Genomic DNA, 16,089 nt, shown 5'->3' with positions numbered 1-16,089 from the left:
CCAGTATCACTAGGTCACACCGGTCGACGACAGGAACCCTTGGATCTCGGTGAGCATCTGCCGGCCGTCCGACATCTCCGGGTCGTTGTGACCGGCCCCCGGCGCCAGCACGTATCGCTTGGGCTCATCGGCCGCGTCATAGAGTCGCCGGCTCAGTGCCTCGGGGACGATGTCGTCGCGGTCACCGGCGATCACCATGACCGGCACGTGCACCGATCCGATCCGGTCGATCGAGGGATACCGGTCCATAAGCAGCCACCGCACCGGCAACCACGGATAGTGCATCGCGCCGACGTCGGGCAGGGAGGTGAACGGCGATCGCAAAATCAAGGCTGCGGGCGGCCGTTCCACCGCAAGGCCGACAGCGACTGCGCCGCCTAGGGATTCGCCGAAGTACACGATTTTCTCGACGCCGGGTTGCGCAGCCAGCCATGCCTGGGCGGCCCGTGCGTCGGCGGCCGTGCCGTCCTCGGAAGGCTGGCCGGGGTTGCCGCCGTAGCCGCGGTAGTCGAACAGCAGCACCGAAAGGCCGATACGGTTCAGCGCGGCGGCCAGGGCGATCCGGCCCGACCGGTCGCCGCCGTTGCCGTTGCACACCAGCACCGCGGGACCGCCGCCGGCGACCGGGAAATACCACGCCCCCAAGCGGATTCCGTCGCTGTCCAGTGCGACGTCCTGACCGTTGGGCAACATCGTTGCCGCCGGCGGGACCGGCCCAGGCGACGGAAAATAGATCAACCGTCGCTGCTGCGACCACGCCAACGCCAGCAGACCCGATGCCACGAGCGCGACGATAGCGACAACCACCGCGAGGCGCTTCATCTACGCCCGCAGCGGTGCGAACGCGAACTCGCGCAGGCCGTCGCGCGGATCGACGGCGGCGCGAAAGCCGAGCACGTCGGCGGCGCGGGCGGGGTCGGCGACGATATGGCGGACGTCGCCGCTGCGGTACTGCCCGGTGACGACGGGTGCCGCGGCGCCACGCACGTCGCACAACTCGGTCGCGACCTCCATGATTGAAATCGGCCGACCGGAGCAGACGTTGAACGCGTCGAAACCGTCGACTGCGGACTCGACGGACGCGACGTTGGCTGCCGCGATGTCGTCGACGTGCACGAAGTCGCGCATTTGACCACCGTCTTCGAAAACCCTTGGCACGTCGCCGGATTCAAGCTCTGAGCGGAAGATCGCCGCGACCCCGGAGTACGGGGTGTCGCGCGGCATGTGCGGGCCGTACACGTTGTGATAGCGCAGCGCGACGACCGAGCCGCCGCCGGCCTCAGACCACGCCAATGCGTAATGCTCCTGCGCGGTCTTGCTCGCGGCATACAGGCTGCGCGGCCGCAGCGGCGCGTCCTCGGCCACCAGTTGCCAGTTGAGCGTCGCAGCGCAGACCGGGCAGCGGTGGTCGAATACCCCGGCGTCGAGATCGGCGCGCGAGCGGGGCAGCGGGTCGATCGGACCGTGCTCGGCGCAGTCGTAGCGGCCCTGGCCGTAGACGACCATCGACGAGGCCAGCACCAGCCGCCGGCAGTCCGCGGCGAACATCTCGGCCAGCAGAACCGACGTCCCGTAGTCGTTGTGGCTGCCGTACGACGGTGCGTCGGCGGCGTTCACCCCGGCACCCACCACCGCGGCCTGGTGGCACACCACGTCGACACCATCGAGCAGCGGCGCCAGCGCGGACCCGTCGCGGATGTCGAGAACCCGGCAATCCGGCGGCGGCACAGCACCCGGACCGTGCGCGGCGGGCAGCATCGCGTCGACCGCCACGACGTCGTGTCCCGCGTCGCGCAGTGCGGCGTCGACCCGGGTTCCGATGAACCCGGCCGCTCCGGTCAGCAGAACTCTCACGGCAAGTCGAACGGAAGTTGAACGCCGTCGTGTGGCTGGCAGTGCGTGCAACTCTGCTCGAGCTCAACACGATCGATGGCCTCGTGCATGAGCTTCTTGAACGGCACCATGTTGCGTTCGAACTCGGCGAAGACGTCAACAGCCCGCACCGCCGATCCGCTGTCGATCCCCGCATCCACGTCTGTCACCAAAGCGATTGCTGCATAACACATTTCAAGCTCGCGCGCCAATACCGCCTCTGGATATCCAGTCATGTTGACCAAGCTGAAACCCTGGCTCGCGAACCAGCGGCTCTCCGCCCTGGTGGAGAACCGCGGTCCCTGCACCACCACCATCGTCCCGCCGTCGACCACCCCGGGTAGGTCGGCCGCGGCGGCGCGCAGTGTCGGGCAGTACGGGTCGGCGAACCCGACGTGGATGCCGCCGGAGTCGAAATAGGTGTCGTCGCGGCCGCTGGTGCGGTCGACCAGTTGATCGGGCACCACCATCGCGCCGGGCCCCAGGTCCGGTGTCAGGCTGCCGACGGCGCACGGCCCGAAGATGCGCCGCACACCGAGCGCACGCAACGCCCACATGTTGGCGCGGTACGGGACGGTGTGCGGGGAGAACTCGTGCCCGGCACCGTGTCGTGGCAGAAACGCAACCTCGTGGTCGCCGACGGTGCCGACGGTGATCGGCGCGCTCGGCTCACCGTAGGGGGTGTCCAGGCTGATCGCGCGGGCGTCGGAACCGAAGAACGTGTAGAACCCGCTGCCGCCGATGACTCCGAGCAAGGGCTACACGCCCGGCGTTTCGTCCTCGACCACCGACTGCTGCGAGGCGCGTCGTGCTCCGTCGCGGATCTCGAATACGTCGGTCGCGAAGCCGCCGATGGCGTTTGCGACGTCCTTCACTGCGGTGGTGATGATCGAGGCCACATCGCCGACGGTTGCCGCGCCGGACTCGACGATCTCCTGCACGGCGTCCTTGCGGATCTCCGTCTTACTGAGTCGGTCCTCCATGAGGACAGTCTGCCACGCGTACCGGCGCCGGACCCGAAGAGGAAAACAACGACCGTGCAAGACTGGCGCTCGTGGCCAGTTTCGCGCAGTGGGTGGAGGGCGCCCGGCCCAGAACGCTGCCCAATGCGATCGCACCGGTCATCGCCGGTACCGGCGCGGCGGCCTGGTTGCACGCGTGGTGCTGGTGGAAAGCTCTGCTGGCAATGGTCGTCGCGGTCGCGATGATCGTCGGGGTGAACTACGCCAACGACTACTCCGACGGTATCCGCGGCACCGACGATGTGCGGGCCGGGCCGCTGAGGTTGGTGGGGTCGAAGGTCGCCACCCCGCGCTCGGTGCTGACCGCCGCGATCGTCAGCCTGACCATCGCGGCCCTCGCCGGACTCGCGCTCGCGTGGTTCAGCGCGCCGTGGCTGATCCTGGTCGGCGGACTGTGTATCGCCGGCGCGTGGCTGTATACGGGCGGCTCGAAGCCGTACGGCTACCTCGGGCTGGGCGAGGTCGCGGTGTTCGTGTTCTTCGGTCTCGTCGCCGTACTCGGCACCCAGTACACCCAGGCGCTGCGAATCGACTGGGTCGGCGTGGCGATGGCCGTCGCGATGGGCGCGATGTCGTCGGCGGTGCTGGTGGCGAACAACCTGCGCGACATCCCGACCGACAAGGAATCCGGCAAGATCACGCTCGCCGTCCGGCTCGGCGACCCGCGCACGCGGCTGCTGTACCAGACGCTGCTGGCGGTGGCGTTCGTGCTGACGCTGGTGCTGATCCTCGCGACGCCGTGGGCCGCCGTCGGCCTGGTGGCACTGCCCCTGGCGGTGCGGGCCGCTTCTCCGGTGCGAAAAGGTTCCGGTGGCAAAGATCTGATTCCAGTCCTGCGCGATACCGGGCTGACCATGCTGGTCTGGTCGCTCGCGGTCGCACTCGCCCTGGCGATTTCGGTGCGCTGACAGTCGCTGAGCGATCGTATGCGCACCGAAACCGCAACTAGCTGACGCGCGTCGGCGCGTCCGACACCTTCACCAGTGCCACCTCGGGCCGGGCCGGAACCTCATCGGCCAGAAACCATCGGAACGCGAGATTGCCCCGCGGATAGTCAAGCGTGGTAATGGAGTTCGGATGTTCGGTCATCCCCCGTGAGATGACGACGGTCACCGAACCATCGGCGTTGGGGACCGCCGAGTAGCCGTTGACCGAGCTGCGCGCGTCGGCGACACCCGGCGTCGCCATGAACTGATTCCACACCACCAGGTTCCAGAATCGGCACGGCGGCGGGCGGTGGGTGACGACGAGCGCCTCGTCCTCGTCGAGCACGAAACTGCCGTAGGCATAGCAGGCGTCGCGCGCCGACCAGCCGAAGTTCGCATCGGGTACCTGATACGGATCAGCGAATTCATTTGCTGCCGCGGCAATCTCGTGTCCCAGTGTGTGTTGTTGCTCGCTACGCACACCCACCGCCAGCGGCAGGATCGCGAACATCGTGCGCAACCAGGCCGCACTGGAGCGCAGCGCGGCCGCCGTCTCTGCGTCGCCATGCCGGAATGGATCGGGTTTGTCGAGCGCCTCGATCTGCCACTTCACCGGGCGCCCGGTTTGGGGATTGCCCTGGTAGTCACGTGTCATCAGCACCGCCGCGTCAGGCGCCGGACCGAAGTCGAAGGAGAAGTTGCCGTCGGCATCGACGTCGAGGTCGTCGTCGCGCAGGATGGCCACGATCCGGTCGGACCACGCACCCGGCGACGGCTCGTTGTAGGCGGTCACCGAGAAGTAGACGCTGTCGCCCTTGTTCCCGCTGATCCGGTAGCGCCGATTCGGATCGACCGGGCACATGAAGTAGTAGGCGTCGGTATTGTCGCCACCCCACCGGCGGTCGGGCCGAAACGGCGAGTTGACCTCCACCCACAGCGGCCGGCTGGGGTCGGCGAACAGGTACGTGTCGAACGCGACGCCGAGGGTGGTCGCCAGCATGCGGTAGCCGTCGGCGATATGGCGATCATCGGTCACCGCGCGGTCACCTTCGAGGAAGGTACGGTCAAGGCCGCCAAGGGTTTCCAGAAGCTCGCGCCAAGCCGCCGTGGATTCGTGTTCGGTCATGCGCTGATCCCTCTCGCGATGAACTCGGCCGTGCGGTCCATCCAGGCCTCGTCGAGTGTCTCGGGGTGCGTGATGAGAGCGAGGAAGATGATGCCGGCGAGCGCGTCGATCACATCGGCGGGACGGACCTCGACGCGAACCTCACCGCGATTGCGGGCCGTCTCGAGCCAGTCGTCCAAACCGTGGGACAGCACGTCGACGAAGCGCTCGAGCAACGCGGCGTGCAGCGTGGAGTCGACGGCCATCTCCGCCACCAGCCCGGGCAGAGCTGCCAGCGCCGCCGGGGTGGTCAGGAGCGCGAACGTCCGGGCCATCATCTCGCGCACGTCACCGAGCGTGCTTCCCGTCGAGGGTAACTCGGTGTATTCGGTGACCGGGAACACCGCCTCATGCACGAGGTGCGCCTTACTGGGCCACCGCCGGTAGATCGCCGGCTTGCTGGTGCCCGCACGCTTCGCGATCGCGTCCACCGACAGCGACGCGTAATCGGTCTCGCCGAGCAACTCGGCCGTTGCCTCAAGGACCGCACTGTCGATCCGGGGATCGCGCGGTCGACCAATTTCCACCATCATTATGAAACTGACAGTAACATAAGTTGCCGTGACCGATGCCCACTCAGCGCCGCCCACGGTGCACCTTGACGACCTCGCCGAACCACGCTTCTCGCCCGAGGCCGAGCCGATTCGCGAGATGATGGGGGCGATGGCGGCGGATTGCCCGCTGGACGCCGACGCCCTGCACACCAAGGCCGCCGCCGAAACCGGACTCGACGATTTCGGCGCCGACGACTACCGCGAACGCCTCGATGTGTTTCTTGCAGCGCTGCAAGACATTCCGGGCATGCATGACGCGGGCATCGTCAACTTCCACGCCCAGTTGTTGCAGTGGCTCAAGAACAGGCTCCTGCTCACCGACCTGCTGACCCGCCATCCCGAGATCCACGACATCGAGCTCGCTCCGCCGGTCGTGATCGCCGGACTACCCCGCACCGGAACCACCCATCTGCACAACCTCCTCGGCGCGGCTACGGTCAATTCTCCGTCCGGCCGGTCGGAGCCGACGTTCCGGACCGTGCCCTACTGGGAGAGCAACGAGCCGTTCCCCCTACCGTCGGAGGCGGGCATCGAGCCGGATCCCCGCCGGACGCGAATGGACGTCGCAGTCGAGGTGATGAACATCGTGATGCCGCACTTCGCGCTGATGCACGAGATGACCACAGACCATGTCCACGAAGAGATTCAGCTGCTGGCCAACGACTTCTCGACGATGCTCTTCGAGACCCTCGGTCACGTGCCGGCATGGCGCGACTATTACCTGTCCCACGATCAGACGTCGCACTACGAATACCTCGCCGTTCAGCTGAAGGCGCTGCAGTTCCTGCGCGGCGGACGGCGCTGGCTGCTCAAGTCCCCGCAACACCTGGAGCAGCTGCCGGTCCTGAACGCCGTCTTCCCCGGGGTGATCGTCGTGTTCACTCATCGCGACCCGGTGCCCGTTGTGCTCTCCATGCTCGCGATGCTGACCTACAGCGCCCGCATGCACTGCTATCCGGTGCCGGTGCGCGAGATTGCGGCGACGTGGATCGATCGTCTCGAGCTGATGCTCAACGCGTTGGTTCGCGACCGTGCCGTCGTGGGGCCGGAACGCTCGGTCGACGTCCGCTTCGACGACTTCATGGCCGACGAAATGGGCGTCGTCGAACGGATTTACGACCTTGCGGGAGAGCCGTTGGCCGACGATGCACGGACCTCGATCCAGGACTACCTCGCCGGACACCAGCGTGGTCGGCTCGGCCGTATCGCTACGTCAGCCGAGATGTTCGGGCTCGACGAGAGCGACATGCGGGCCCGGTTCGCCCCGTATGCCGAACGCTTCCTGGCGTGACGGGCCCGAAGGTCAGCCTGTTGAGGTTCCCGTCCAGTACTCGACCACTCGTCCGTCGGCGATCCTGAGAATGTCGTTGCCCGTGAATCGCTTCGGACCGTCCGGCGTGGCGCCCGTCCCGATCCAGCGAGCCGCCAACATGTCGCCTTCGACGAACGGTTCCACGTCGATGACGAATTGCAGATCGGTCAGCATCGACCTGGTCTTGTCCACCGTCGCGTTCAACTCGTCGGGTCCGTGGACCTCATGGTCCGGCCAGTGCCCGACGAAATCTTCGGACACCAGGTCGTTCGCCACCGACTTGCCCGCCCACAGTTCGTCTATCCAGCGCCCGTAAAGCTCCTTCGCAGAGCTCACGCACTCTTTCGTAGAAGACATGCGGATTTACTACCCCGTCAGCCGCAAAAATAAGCCCGAAATTCAGGAACGCGATGTCGGCCATCCGCGACGACCTGGCCAACAGCTGTCCCCGCCAGCCCGACCGAGGAATGCCTGCTAGCTGCATTGTCGGCGCTCAGCGTGCCCAACGATTCGCGAGTTCCGCATTGCGGATAGCTGGAATTCATCCGGCCATCAAGGCCGTAGCGCGTCCACCAACCGGTCCAGGTCGTTCTCGTTGTTGTAGAGATGAAAACCCACCCGAATCGCCCCGGCGCGGACAGACGCGCGGATGCCGGCCCGCTGAAGTGCCTCGGCCGCACCCTCGATGGGCAGCGAGACGATCGACGAATCATGCGGCGGCAGATCCAGTTCGGTGCGCAGACGATTGGCGAGCCCCAGACAGTGCGACTGCACGGCGTCGCCGTCAAGCGAGGCCAGCCACGGCATCGCGAGCCCGGCGCCCAGCACGCGGAACCACGCGGGCGACAGGTCGAACCGGCGAGCATCCTCTGCCAACCGGAGCGGCAGCCCGTATATCGTCTGCCAGGGGTCAACGCCGGCGTACCAGTTGGCGGCGTGCGGCGTCATCGCGTGACTAACTCTCTCGCTCAACGAAACCCACGCCGTACCCCGAGGCGAAAGCAGCCACTTGTACACCGCCGCGACGGTGACGTCGACCCAGCCCAGCTCGACGCGCTTCCATCCGAGCGCCTGTGTGATGTCGATGACTGTCAGCGTTTCGGTGCCAGCAACGTGGCTGCGCAGCGCATCGATATCGAGCACCACACCGTTTGCCGATTGCACCAGGCTGACGGCAACGACATCGAAATCGCCTGCCGCCGTGACCAGTTCGTCGGCACGCAGCTCGGTGACGGTGACCCCGCGCCGCGCCTGGGCGGCGAACGGAAAGGTGGTGCTGGTGAACTCGCCCGGCAGCGTGAGGACACGCGCACCGTCGGGGATGGCCGCGGCCACCAACCCCAGCGCCGAGGAGACGGTGCTGCCCATCGCCACCGAGCCGACGGGAAGGCCCGTCAGCGCGGCATAGCCTTCGCGTCCGGCGGCGACGTGGGCGTCGAACGAGGGGACGTCCATCGTCCCGTTCTGCCACTTGCCGATGCAGTCCAACAACGCGTCGACGAGGAACTGCGGCGGCAGGCCATAGGTTGGTGAGTTGAGAAATCCATCGGCCCCGAGGAATTCGGCGCCGAATGCTTCCCGCGTCACGGCGTGGGAGGCTCGTCGCCACGCAGTCTGGCCTGCAGTTGCTCGCGGTCCTTGCGACGACGTTCGTCGAGTAGCGCGATGCTGGCGGTGGCGCGACGGCGAAGGGGGGCGAACAGCCAGATGCCCAGTGGCAACGCGATCACCATGGCGAACAGAAGCGCCACCACGAGCGGAAACTCGCGCACCCCGAGCACGTGGGCCGCTCCGACGATCACCGCGGTCAACGCGACGACGAGAAGTAACCGGGCCAGTACGTAAAGCACCAGGTCTGCGACGAGGCGAGATCCCGGCCGACTATCAGACACGGCCCGAGCCTACCGACGACGCGTATATTCGGAGCAAGGAGGTTTGTTGTGATTTACCTGTTCGCGATTCTCGTCTTGGCCGCCCTGGTCTATGTGGGCTACCGGCTGATGCGCGCGAACGCGACTCCGCGGCCCCGCACCATCGGCCCGGACGACGATCCTGATTTCCTGCGCCGACTCGGCCCTGAGAACAAGCCGCGGTAGCCGCCGGTTCAGATCAAGCTCGAAGAGGCCGACCTTCCGGCTTCGGGTCGCGGCGCGCGCCCGGAAAACCCGATGCCACCACCGCCGCCAATTCCAGCAGCGCCTCCCGTGTCTCGGGCTTCAGTCTTTCGAGGCTGATTTCGGCGCCCTCTTCGAGGTGCGGGTCGAACGGCACCTGCAAGACGGCCCGGCAGCGCCGGGTGAAGTGATCGACGACCTTGTTCATGTCGACCTTGCCGGAGCGCGGCCGCACGGCGTTGATGACCGCGATCGAATCGCGCACCAGATCTTCGTGTCCGTGTGCGTCCAACCAGTCGAGGGTGGCCGACGCGCTGCGGGCGCCGTCGACCGATCCGGAGCTGATGACGATCAATGCATCCGCTTTGGCCAGCACCGCCGCCATCGCCGAATGCATCAGGCCCGTGCCGCAGTCGGTGAGCACCAGGCTGTAGAACCGCTCGAGGACCTCGAGGGTGCGGGTGTAGTCGTCGGAGCTGAACGCCTCCGACACCGCGGGGTCGCTCTCCGACGCCAGCACCTCCAGCCGGCTCGCGCCCTGCGAGGTGTACGCGCGCACGTCGCTGTAGGCCTCGATGCCCTCGGCGTCGCGCAATAGATGACGGACCGTCGCAGGCGTCTCCAGCGGAACCTTCTGGCTCAACGTGCCGCGGTCGGGGTTCGCGTCGACGGCGATGACGCGGTCGCCGCGGACAGACGCGAGCGTGGCGCCGAGCGTCGCGGTGACGGTCGTCTTGCCGACCCCACCCTTGAGCGACAGGACGGCGATGCGGTGGCAGCCACGCAGCGGCTGCTGCGCCTGCGCGATCAGGGCGTCACGGTGGATCACCTTCGGACTCTCGCCCACGTTGATCAACTTGAACGACGCCAGATACAGCCACTTGCGCCAGCCCACCGACGGGGCCCGCTTGCGCTGTCCGAGCAGCGCCACCGTGGACAGATCCAGATACGGCGGCGGATCCTGGCCGGGCGGTGTGGGTGCGGCCGGCGGTGGCGGTTTCGGCGGGATCATCAGCGGCAGCCCGGTGGGTGGCGTCGGCGCGGTCCAGTCCTGCGGCACGTCCTCCGCCGGGTCCGTAAACCGATTCTGGCCACGAAAACCCGTTGAGCCAGCAGAGTTTCTAGGTGCGCTAGCGTCCGTATCCAGCTTCTTGTCCCCTTCTAGCCAACTCCGGCGTACGAGTGCAGACCCACCGTCACGAGGTTGATGAAGAACAAATTGAAGACCATCGCGATGAAGCCGGCGACGTTGATCCACGCAGCCTTCTTGTCACGCCAGCCGGCCGTCGAGCGGGCATGGAGATACGCGGCGTAGATCACCCATGCGATGAACGACACCGTCTCCTTGGGATCCCAGCCCCAGTAGCGGCCCCACGCCTCTTCGGCCCAGATCGCGCCGAAGATGACACCGAAGCCGAACACCGGGAACGCGAAGATCGTCGTCCGGTACGCAATGCGGTCCAGCGTCTGCGCGTCAGGCAGTCGCTGGACGACCCGGGCGACGATGCCCTCTCGGCCCTCTCGATCGGACTCCCCCAGCTTGGACATCTTCAGCAGGAAAAGGATGCTCGCGACGCCCGCGACGAGGAAGACACCCGAGCCGAGGCTGACCACCGAAACGTGGATGGGCAGCCAGTAGGACTGCAGCGCGGGCATGACCGGAGCCGCGTTGGTGTAGAGCCAGCGGCCCGACACTGTGAGCAGGATCAGCACCGGAACCAGCACGAAAACCCACAGCGCGCGGACCTGGGGGCGGCGCAACACGATGGCCGCGGCCACCAGGCCGGAGAAGCACGTCAGGTTGATGAACTCGTACATATTGCCCCACGGCACGCGTGAGGTGGCCATACCGCGCAGCACGATGCAGATCAGCAGCAGGGCGATGCCGAGATAGGTCAGTGCCAGGCCCGCTCCGCCGATCCGCTCGTCGACACTGCGCCGCGGCCGCTCGACCACGATGCCCGGTCCGCCGACGCCGGGGCCGACACCTGCACCGACCGTCTCACGCTCGATGACCTTGCGGCTTCGGTTGTACGCCAGCTCGACCGCAAGCAGGAGCAGGGCACCGACGAGCACCACGACCGACGTGGTGAAAGCCCAGTCCGAGTATTTGGCCAGGCCGATGTCGATGTGGTCGGTGTTCATGCTCGCTCGGTCATCTCAGGTTCCTCTCGCTGCGCATCGTCGGCCCCGGCTAACAGGCGCTCGGTCAACCGCTCGAACTCGTCGCCCCAACCAGAGTTGTCGGTACGGGCCAGCCCGCCCAGCTCGACGCTCACGGTACCCGGCCCACCGGGGGCGATTCGAATCCAGATCCGCCGTCGCCGCACCACGAGGGACACCAGCAGACCGGCCATCATGGTCAGCGCGAACACCAGCACCCAGATCTGGGCGGGGTCGTGTGACACCTGCACGTTGATGAACGGCACCGCACCGTCGAACCGCACGACGGTGCCGTCGTCGAGGCTGGTCGACTCGCCGACGCCGAGGTTGACCCTGGCCATTTTGGTCAGCCTGCCCTGCCCGATGAGGCGTGGGTCGAGGGTGAACAGCGACTGCGGCCTGCCGGTGTCCAAACCGGCGTCGCCCTTGTAGATGTCGATGGCGACGGCCGGGTCGTTGGGTGCGGGGAAGCTCGACGACAGCAGCGTGCCGTCGAGCAGCTCGGTCGGCGCGAACAGGCCCTGGATGGCGATCTGGTTCTTTCGCCGCTCGTCCGCATCGGGGTAGGTACCCGCCGGCGGGTCGAAGCGCATCGCACCCGAGGACAGCATGGTGATCTGATCGTCGGGTCGCCACTGCAGCGTCTGCGTGCGGGTCTGCCCGTCGGGGAAAGTGACGGTGAACGTCGGGGCGTAGCCGTGGCCCTGCAGGTAGATCCGGTCGCCGCCGACCCGCAGCGGGTGGTTCACCTCGAGGCGGTAGGGCCGCCAGGTGTCCGAGGTCAGGTCCGCCCCGGCCTGGTAGTCGATATCCGCGGCGAACGACACAGCCTGTCCGGACGGCAGATAGTCGGCCTGGAAGTCGTTGACCCGCAGGCAGATCGGATGCAGGGACGTGCCGTCGACGGTGTTGCCCGCGCGGAACGAGTCGAACGCCGCCGGTGACGCCGAGCAGAAACCCGGCCCGCCGTCGGCAACGACGATGACGTTTCCCTCGTAGCCGAACAGCTTCCCCGCGGCCACCGCGACGAGCAGGCCGAGCAGCGAGAAGTGGAAAACGATGTTGCCGAACTCGCGCAGATAGCCCTTTTCGGCGGATATTTCGACGCTGTCGTCGCGGACGGTCGTGACTTTGCGCCACCCCCGCAGCCGGCCGGTCATCGCCGTCGCCAGTGCCTGCGGCTCGCCGGTCACCTCGGCGGTGTGGTGCTTGGGCAGCCGGCCGAAGTTTCGCGGCGCCGCCACCGGGACCGCGCGCATGCTGCGGACGTGCTCGATCATCCGCGGTGTCAGGCAGCCGACGAGCGAAATGAACAGCAGCGCATAGATGGCGGTGAACCAGAAGCTGGAGAACACGTCGAAGGCCTGCAGGCGGTCCAGCCACGGGCCGATCGTCGAATGCTCGGCGATGTACTCCGCGACCTTGGCCTCGTTGAGGCTGCGCTGCGGCAGCAGCGCACCCGGGATCGCCGCGAGCGCGAGCAGAAACAGCAGCACCAAAGCGGTGCCCATCGACGTCAACGTACGCCAGGTGTTGCGTGCGAGCGCGAGCAGTCGCGAAAACCCCCTAGAACCACCACTTTTAGGGGTTTTCACGTCTTTTCGCGGTTGGGTGTCGGTCATATCGGCAACGTCACGTCGCTGACGAAGGCGTCGCGCACCCAGGACACGAAGTCGCCCCACAGTCCGGTGACCAATGCGATGCCCACGGCGATGAGCAGCACGCCGCCGAAGATCTGGATGGCACGCGCGTGCCTGCGCAGCCACGCCATGCCCTGGACGGCGCGCGCGGAGCCGAAAGCCAGCAGCACGAACGGAATTCCCAGTCCCATGCAGTACGCGATGACCAGTGCGACGCCCCGCCACACGTTGACGCCGTCGGTCGCGGACGCCACGGCGATGACGCCGGTCAGCGCCGGTCCCAGACACGGCGTCCAGCCGAGCGCGAATACCGCGCCGAGCAGCGGAGCGCCGGCGAGCGTGGAGAGCTGACGCGGCGCGAACCGGGTGTCGCGTTGCAAGACCGGAATGAAGCCGACGAACACCAGGCCCATGAGGATGGTGATCACGCCGCCGATACGTTGCAGCAGAAGCTGATTGGTGATCAGCGTCGTCGTCATGCCCAGCACCGCGACGGTGCCGAGCACGAACACCGCGGTGAACCCGGCGACGAACAGCGCTGCGGCTCCCGCGACGCGCACCCGCGCCGTGCGGACCGCGACGCCCTGCTCCCCCGACGAGGTGCCCAGTGCGGACCGGTCCTCCACACCCACGACGGCGGCGAGGTAGGACAGATAGCCCGGCACCAGCGGCACCACGCACGGAGAGGCGAACGACACCAGCCCGGCGAGTGCGCTGACGAGGAAGGCCAGCAGGACCGGACCACCCGCCATCAGTTCGTCGATCTGGTCGAGACTCACGTGCCGCCCTTACCCGGCTCGGGCGCCTCGGCGGCCAGGCGCTCCACGACCGGTTGCAGGTCCTCGGCGAGAAGTTCGCGCAGGAACACCGCCGCGACGCGGTGCTCGCGATCCAGCACCACCGTGGACGGGATGACGGTGGTGGGGTATCTGCCACCGAACGCGATCATCGTCCGCATCGGCGGGTCGTAGATCGACGGGAAGGTGATCCTGCGGTCGATGACGAAATCGACCGCGGCCTGCCGGTTGTTGTCGCGGACGTCGATGCCGAGGAACGCGACGCCCTGCGCGCGCGTCGCGTCGTACACCTGCTGCAACTGGGGCATCTCGGTGCGACAGGGCCCGCACCACTGCCCCCAGATGTTGATCACGACGACCTTGCCCGCAAAGTCGTCGAGCGAGATGGTCCTGTCGGGATCCATCAGGTCCGGACCTGACAACGGGCCTGGGCGGCCGCGGCTTCCGGGCGGGTCGTAGGCGATGTCGGTCTTGCCGCCGGGGGCGACGAACTCGAACGTGCCGCCCTGGGCGACGGCGTCGGTTCCGGTGGAGCAGCCGGCGACCGCGATGCACAACGCGCCCACCAGCACCGCCACCAACGACTTCACTGCCCGGCCAGCTCCGCGTAACCCCAACCGACGAGGGCATCGTCGTGGAAGTAGAAGGACGTCAGCGAAGCCAGGTTGCACAGCCGACGGGTCGGGAAATGATGCAGGTTCCGCTTCGTCATGGCGCGCCGCAATGTCTCGACCGGCAGCTGGTGGCTGACGCACACCGCTTCATGACCGCCCGCCTCGAGGCGTGCCCGCTCCAGTGCCGCCGTCATCCGTTCGGCGATCTCCCGGTACGGCTCACCCCACGACGGCTGCCGCGGATTCCGCAGGTGCCACCAGTTCTTCGGATTGCGCAGCGCACCGTCGCCCGGCGATACCCGTTGGCCCTGAAAGATATTCGTCGACTCGATCAGATCGCCGTCGGTGTCGATCGGCAGATCGTGTGCGGCCGCGATCGGCCCGGCGGTCTCTTGTGCGCGCTCCAACGGCGACGCCACGACGTAGGTGATGTCGCGCTCCGCCAACCAGTCGGCGACCGCCTGCGCCTGGGCCCGACCCCGGTCCGAGAGGTGGTAGTCCGGCAGCCGGCCGTACAAGATCTTCTCCGGATTGTGCACCTCGCCGTGGCGCATCACGTGCACTACCGTTTTCTCGGTCATCCGGGCGGTGTCGCTTCCGCTGCGGCACGCGCGGCGCCCGGCAGGGCGGCGGCGATGCGGTCGAATGCGTCGTCATCCAGAGCGGCTGAGACGAACCAGGTTTCGAATGCGCTGGGCGGCGGATAGATCCCCGCATCGAGCAGCCCGTGGAAGAAGGCGGGAAAGCGCCAGGTTTCCGACGCCCGCGCTGACGCGAAGTCGGTCACCGGTTGGTCGGTGAAGAACACGCTGAGCATGTTGCCGGCGCGCTGAACCCGATGCGCCACACCGGCTTCGGCCAGCGCCACGGTGAACAGCCCATCGAGGCGGTCGGCGTTGGCGTCCAGGCTTGCGTATACGGCGTCGTCGGCCGCGCGCAGCGTGGCCAGCCCAGCGGCCATCGCCACCGGATTACCCGACAGGGTGCCTGCCTGGTAGACGGGTCCGAGCGGAGCCAGTCGTGCCATCACCTCTGCCCTTCCCCCGAACGCCGCGGCGGGCAGGCCGCCGCTCATGACCTTGCCGAACGTGAAAAGGTCCGCGTCGACGGGATCGACGCCGTACCAACCTGATCGGCTGACCCGGAATCCGGTCATCACCTCATCGGAGATCAGCAGCGCGCCGTGGTCGGCGGTGATGCGTCGCAGCGCCGCGTTGTAGCCGGGCAGCGGCGGGACCGTGCCCATGTTGCCGGGGCTGGCCTCGGTGATGACGCAGGCGATCTCGTCGCCGAACTGAGCGAAGATCTCCTCGACCGCGGCGACGTTGTTGTAGGGCATGACGATCGTGTCGGCTGCAGCGGCCCCGGTGACACCGGGCGACGAAGGCAGGCCGAGCGTGGCGACACCGGACCCGGCGTCGGCGAGCAGCGCATCGCTGTGCCCGTGATAGCAGCCGGAGAACTTGATGATCTTGGCCCGGCCGGTGTATCCGCGGGCGAGCCTGATCGCGCTCATGGTGGCCTCGGTACCGGAGTTCACGAGGCGGATCCGCTCCACGGGTGCGATGCGCCCGATGATCTCCGCGGCGAGCTCGGTCTCCGACGGGGTGGGGGCGCCGAACGACAGGCCGTTGACGGCGACACGTTGGACGGCTTCCACGACGGCGGGGTGTGCGTGCCCGAGGATCATCGGCCCCCAGGAGCACACGAGGTCGACATATTTGTTGTCGTCGGCGTCGGTGAGCCAGTAGCCACTGGCCGAGGTGATGAACCGCGGGGTGCCGCCGACCGAGTTGAACGCCCGGACCGGGGAGTTCACCCCGCCTGGGATGAGGGCGCATGCGTCGGTGAACAGCGCAGCGGAGGTCGCCGTCGCTGAGGAGGTGCTGCGCATGCCACCAGTCTCCCAG

General features: G+C 67.3%; 19 protein-coding genes. 3 read left to right on the top strand and 16 right to left on the bottom strand.

Annotation, left to right across the window (positions count from 1 at the left end):
• Positions 1-9: 9 nt before the first annotated feature.
• Genes BST47_RS05805 through BST47_RS05790 form a run of 4 tightly spaced genes read right to left on the bottom strand, consistent with a single transcriptional unit; the run spans position 10 to position 2,855 of the window.
• The gene (locus BST47_RS05805) at positions 10-822 is read right to left on the bottom strand and encodes an alpha/beta hydrolase (RefSeq protein ID WP_083124229.1); all 813 of its coding nucleotides are present in this window, start codon (positions 820-822) and stop codon (positions 10-12) included.
• Entirely contained in the window at positions 823-1,854 is a 1,032-nt protein-coding gene (locus BST47_RS05800) for an NAD-dependent epimerase/dehydratase family protein (protein WP_083124228.1), read from the bottom strand. It lies immediately after the preceding gene.
• On the bottom strand, positions 1,851-2,627 hold the full coding sequence (locus BST47_RS05795; protein WP_083124227.1) for an S-methyl-5'-thioadenosine phosphorylase: 777 nt from the start codon (positions 2,625-2,627) through the stop codon (positions 1,851-1,853). The genes BST47_RS05800 and BST47_RS05795 overlap by 4 nt, the downstream gene beginning before the upstream one ends.
• 3 nt (positions 2,628-2,630) lie before the next feature.
• Positions 2,631-2,855 carry a hypothetical protein gene (locus tag BST47_RS05790; RefSeq protein ID WP_083124226.1) on the bottom strand — a complete coding sequence of 75 codons (225 nt, stop codon included), beginning with the start codon at positions 2,853-2,855 and terminating at the stop codon, positions 2,631-2,633.
• 71 nt (positions 2,856-2,926) lie between these two features.
• Here BST47_RS05790 and BST47_RS05785 point away from each other — a divergent pair, with 71 nt between their 5' ends.
• On the top strand, positions 2,927-3,802 hold the full coding sequence (locus BST47_RS05785; RefSeq protein ID WP_083124225.1) for a 1,4-dihydroxy-2-naphthoate polyprenyltransferase: 876 nt from the start codon (positions 2,927-2,929) through the stop codon (positions 3,800-3,802).
• 37 nt (positions 3,803-3,839) lie between these two features.
• On the opposite strand, the gene BST47_RS05780 is transcribed toward BST47_RS05785, so the two are convergent.
• Together BST47_RS05780 and BST47_RS05775 are read right to left on the bottom strand one after the other, a co-directional pair.
• Positions 3,840-4,946 carry a DUF1214 domain-containing protein gene (locus tag BST47_RS05780; RefSeq protein WP_083124224.1) on the bottom strand — a complete coding sequence of 369 codons (1,107 nt, stop codon included), beginning with the start codon at positions 4,944-4,946 and terminating at the stop codon, positions 3,840-3,842.
• Positions 4,943-5,518, bottom strand: a complete 576-nt coding sequence (locus BST47_RS05775) for a TetR/AcrR family transcriptional regulator (protein WP_083124223.1) — start codon at positions 5,516-5,518, stop codon at positions 4,943-4,945. Before BST47_RS05775 ends, BST47_RS05780 begins: the two co-directional genes overlap by 4 nt.
• A 58-nt stretch (positions 5,519-5,576) precedes the next feature.
• Here BST47_RS05775 and BST47_RS05770 point away from each other — a divergent pair, with 58 nt between their 5' ends.
• On the top strand, positions 5,577-6,830 hold the full coding sequence (locus BST47_RS05770) for a sulfotransferase family protein (protein ID WP_107528876.1): 1,254 nt from the start codon (positions 5,577-5,579) through the stop codon (positions 6,828-6,830).
• Positions 6,831-6,842: 12 nt separating this feature from the next.
• Here the strand turns inward: BST47_RS05770 and BST47_RS05765 are convergent, their stop codons facing one another.
• From BST47_RS05765 to BST47_RS05755, 3 genes are all read right to left on the bottom strand, one after another.
• Positions 6,843-7,208, bottom strand: coding sequence for an ester cyclase (locus BST47_RS05765; RefSeq protein ID WP_207568538.1), 366 nt, complete (start codon positions 7,206-7,208; stop codon positions 6,843-6,845).
• Between the two features lie 195 nt (positions 7,209-7,403).
• On the bottom strand, positions 7,404-8,438 hold the full coding sequence (locus BST47_RS05760; RefSeq protein WP_083124220.1) for an aminotransferase class V-fold PLP-dependent enzyme: 1,035 nt from the start codon (positions 8,436-8,438) through the stop codon (positions 7,404-7,406).
• Complete coding sequence (locus BST47_RS05755; protein ID WP_083124219.1) at positions 8,435-8,743, bottom strand: DUF4229 domain-containing protein; 309 nt, start codon at positions 8,741-8,743, stop codon at positions 8,435-8,437. The genes BST47_RS05760 and BST47_RS05755 overlap by 4 nt, the downstream gene beginning before the upstream one ends.
• 48 nt (positions 8,744-8,791) lie before the next feature.
• Here BST47_RS05755 and BST47_RS30610 point away from each other — a divergent pair, with 48 nt between their 5' ends.
• Entirely contained in the window at positions 8,792-8,947 is a 156-nt protein-coding gene (locus tag BST47_RS30610; protein WP_165799741.1) for a hypothetical protein, read from the top strand.
• 13 nt (positions 8,948-8,960) lie between these two features.
• Here BST47_RS30610 and BST47_RS05750 read toward each other — a convergent pair whose 3' ends face one another.
• Genes BST47_RS05750 through hemL form a run of 7 tightly spaced genes read right to left on the bottom strand, consistent with a single transcriptional unit; the run spans position 8,961 to position 16,073 of the window.
• Positions 8,961-10,112 (bottom strand): MinD/ParA family ATP-binding protein, encoded by a 1,152-nt coding sequence (locus BST47_RS05750; RefSeq protein ID WP_083124314.1) that lies wholly within the window; start codon positions 10,110-10,112, stop codon positions 8,961-8,963.
• A 14-nt stretch (positions 10,113-10,126) separates the two neighbouring features.
• Positions 10,127-11,110 (bottom strand): c-type cytochrome biogenesis protein CcsB, encoded by a 984-nt coding sequence (gene ccsB, locus BST47_RS05745; RefSeq protein ID WP_083124218.1) that lies wholly within the window; start codon positions 11,108-11,110, stop codon positions 10,127-10,129.
• Positions 11,107-12,750 carry a cytochrome c biogenesis protein ResB gene (gene resB, locus BST47_RS05740; protein WP_083124217.1) on the bottom strand — a complete coding sequence of 548 codons (1,644 nt, stop codon included), beginning with the start codon at positions 12,748-12,750 and terminating at the stop codon, positions 11,107-11,109. The genes ccsB and resB overlap by 4 nt, the downstream gene beginning before the upstream one ends.
• A complete protein-coding gene (locus tag BST47_RS05735; protein WP_207568537.1) occupies positions 12,747-13,547 on the bottom strand; it encodes a cytochrome c biogenesis CcdA family protein in 801 nt (266 codons plus the stop codon). The genes resB and BST47_RS05735 overlap by 4 nt, the downstream gene beginning before the upstream one ends.
• The gene (locus BST47_RS05730; RefSeq protein ID WP_083124216.1) at positions 13,544-14,155 is read right to left on the bottom strand and encodes a TlpA disulfide reductase family protein; all 612 of its coding nucleotides are present in this window, start codon (positions 14,153-14,155) and stop codon (positions 13,544-13,546) included. Before BST47_RS05730 ends, BST47_RS05735 begins: the two co-directional genes overlap by 4 nt.
• Positions 14,152-14,760, bottom strand: coding sequence for a histidine phosphatase family protein (locus BST47_RS05725; protein ID WP_083124215.1), 609 nt, complete (start codon positions 14,758-14,760; stop codon positions 14,152-14,154). The genes BST47_RS05730 and BST47_RS05725 overlap by 4 nt, the downstream gene beginning before the upstream one ends.
• Positions 14,757-16,073 carry a glutamate-1-semialdehyde 2,1-aminomutase gene (gene hemL, locus BST47_RS05720; protein ID WP_083124214.1) on the bottom strand — a complete coding sequence of 439 codons (1,317 nt, stop codon included), beginning with the start codon at positions 16,071-16,073 and terminating at the stop codon, positions 14,757-14,759. Before hemL ends, BST47_RS05725 begins: the two co-directional genes overlap by 4 nt.
• Positions 16,074-16,089 lie beyond the last annotated feature (16 nt).

Origin of the sequence: Mycolicibacterium tusciae (genome assembly GCF_002086795.1) — a bacterium.
In the GTDB taxonomy this organism is placed as follows: domain Bacteria; phylum Actinomycetota; class Actinomycetes; order Mycobacteriales; family Mycobacteriaceae; genus Mycobacterium; species Mycobacterium tusciae.
This window is presented reverse-complemented; position numbering and strand designations above follow the sequence as displayed.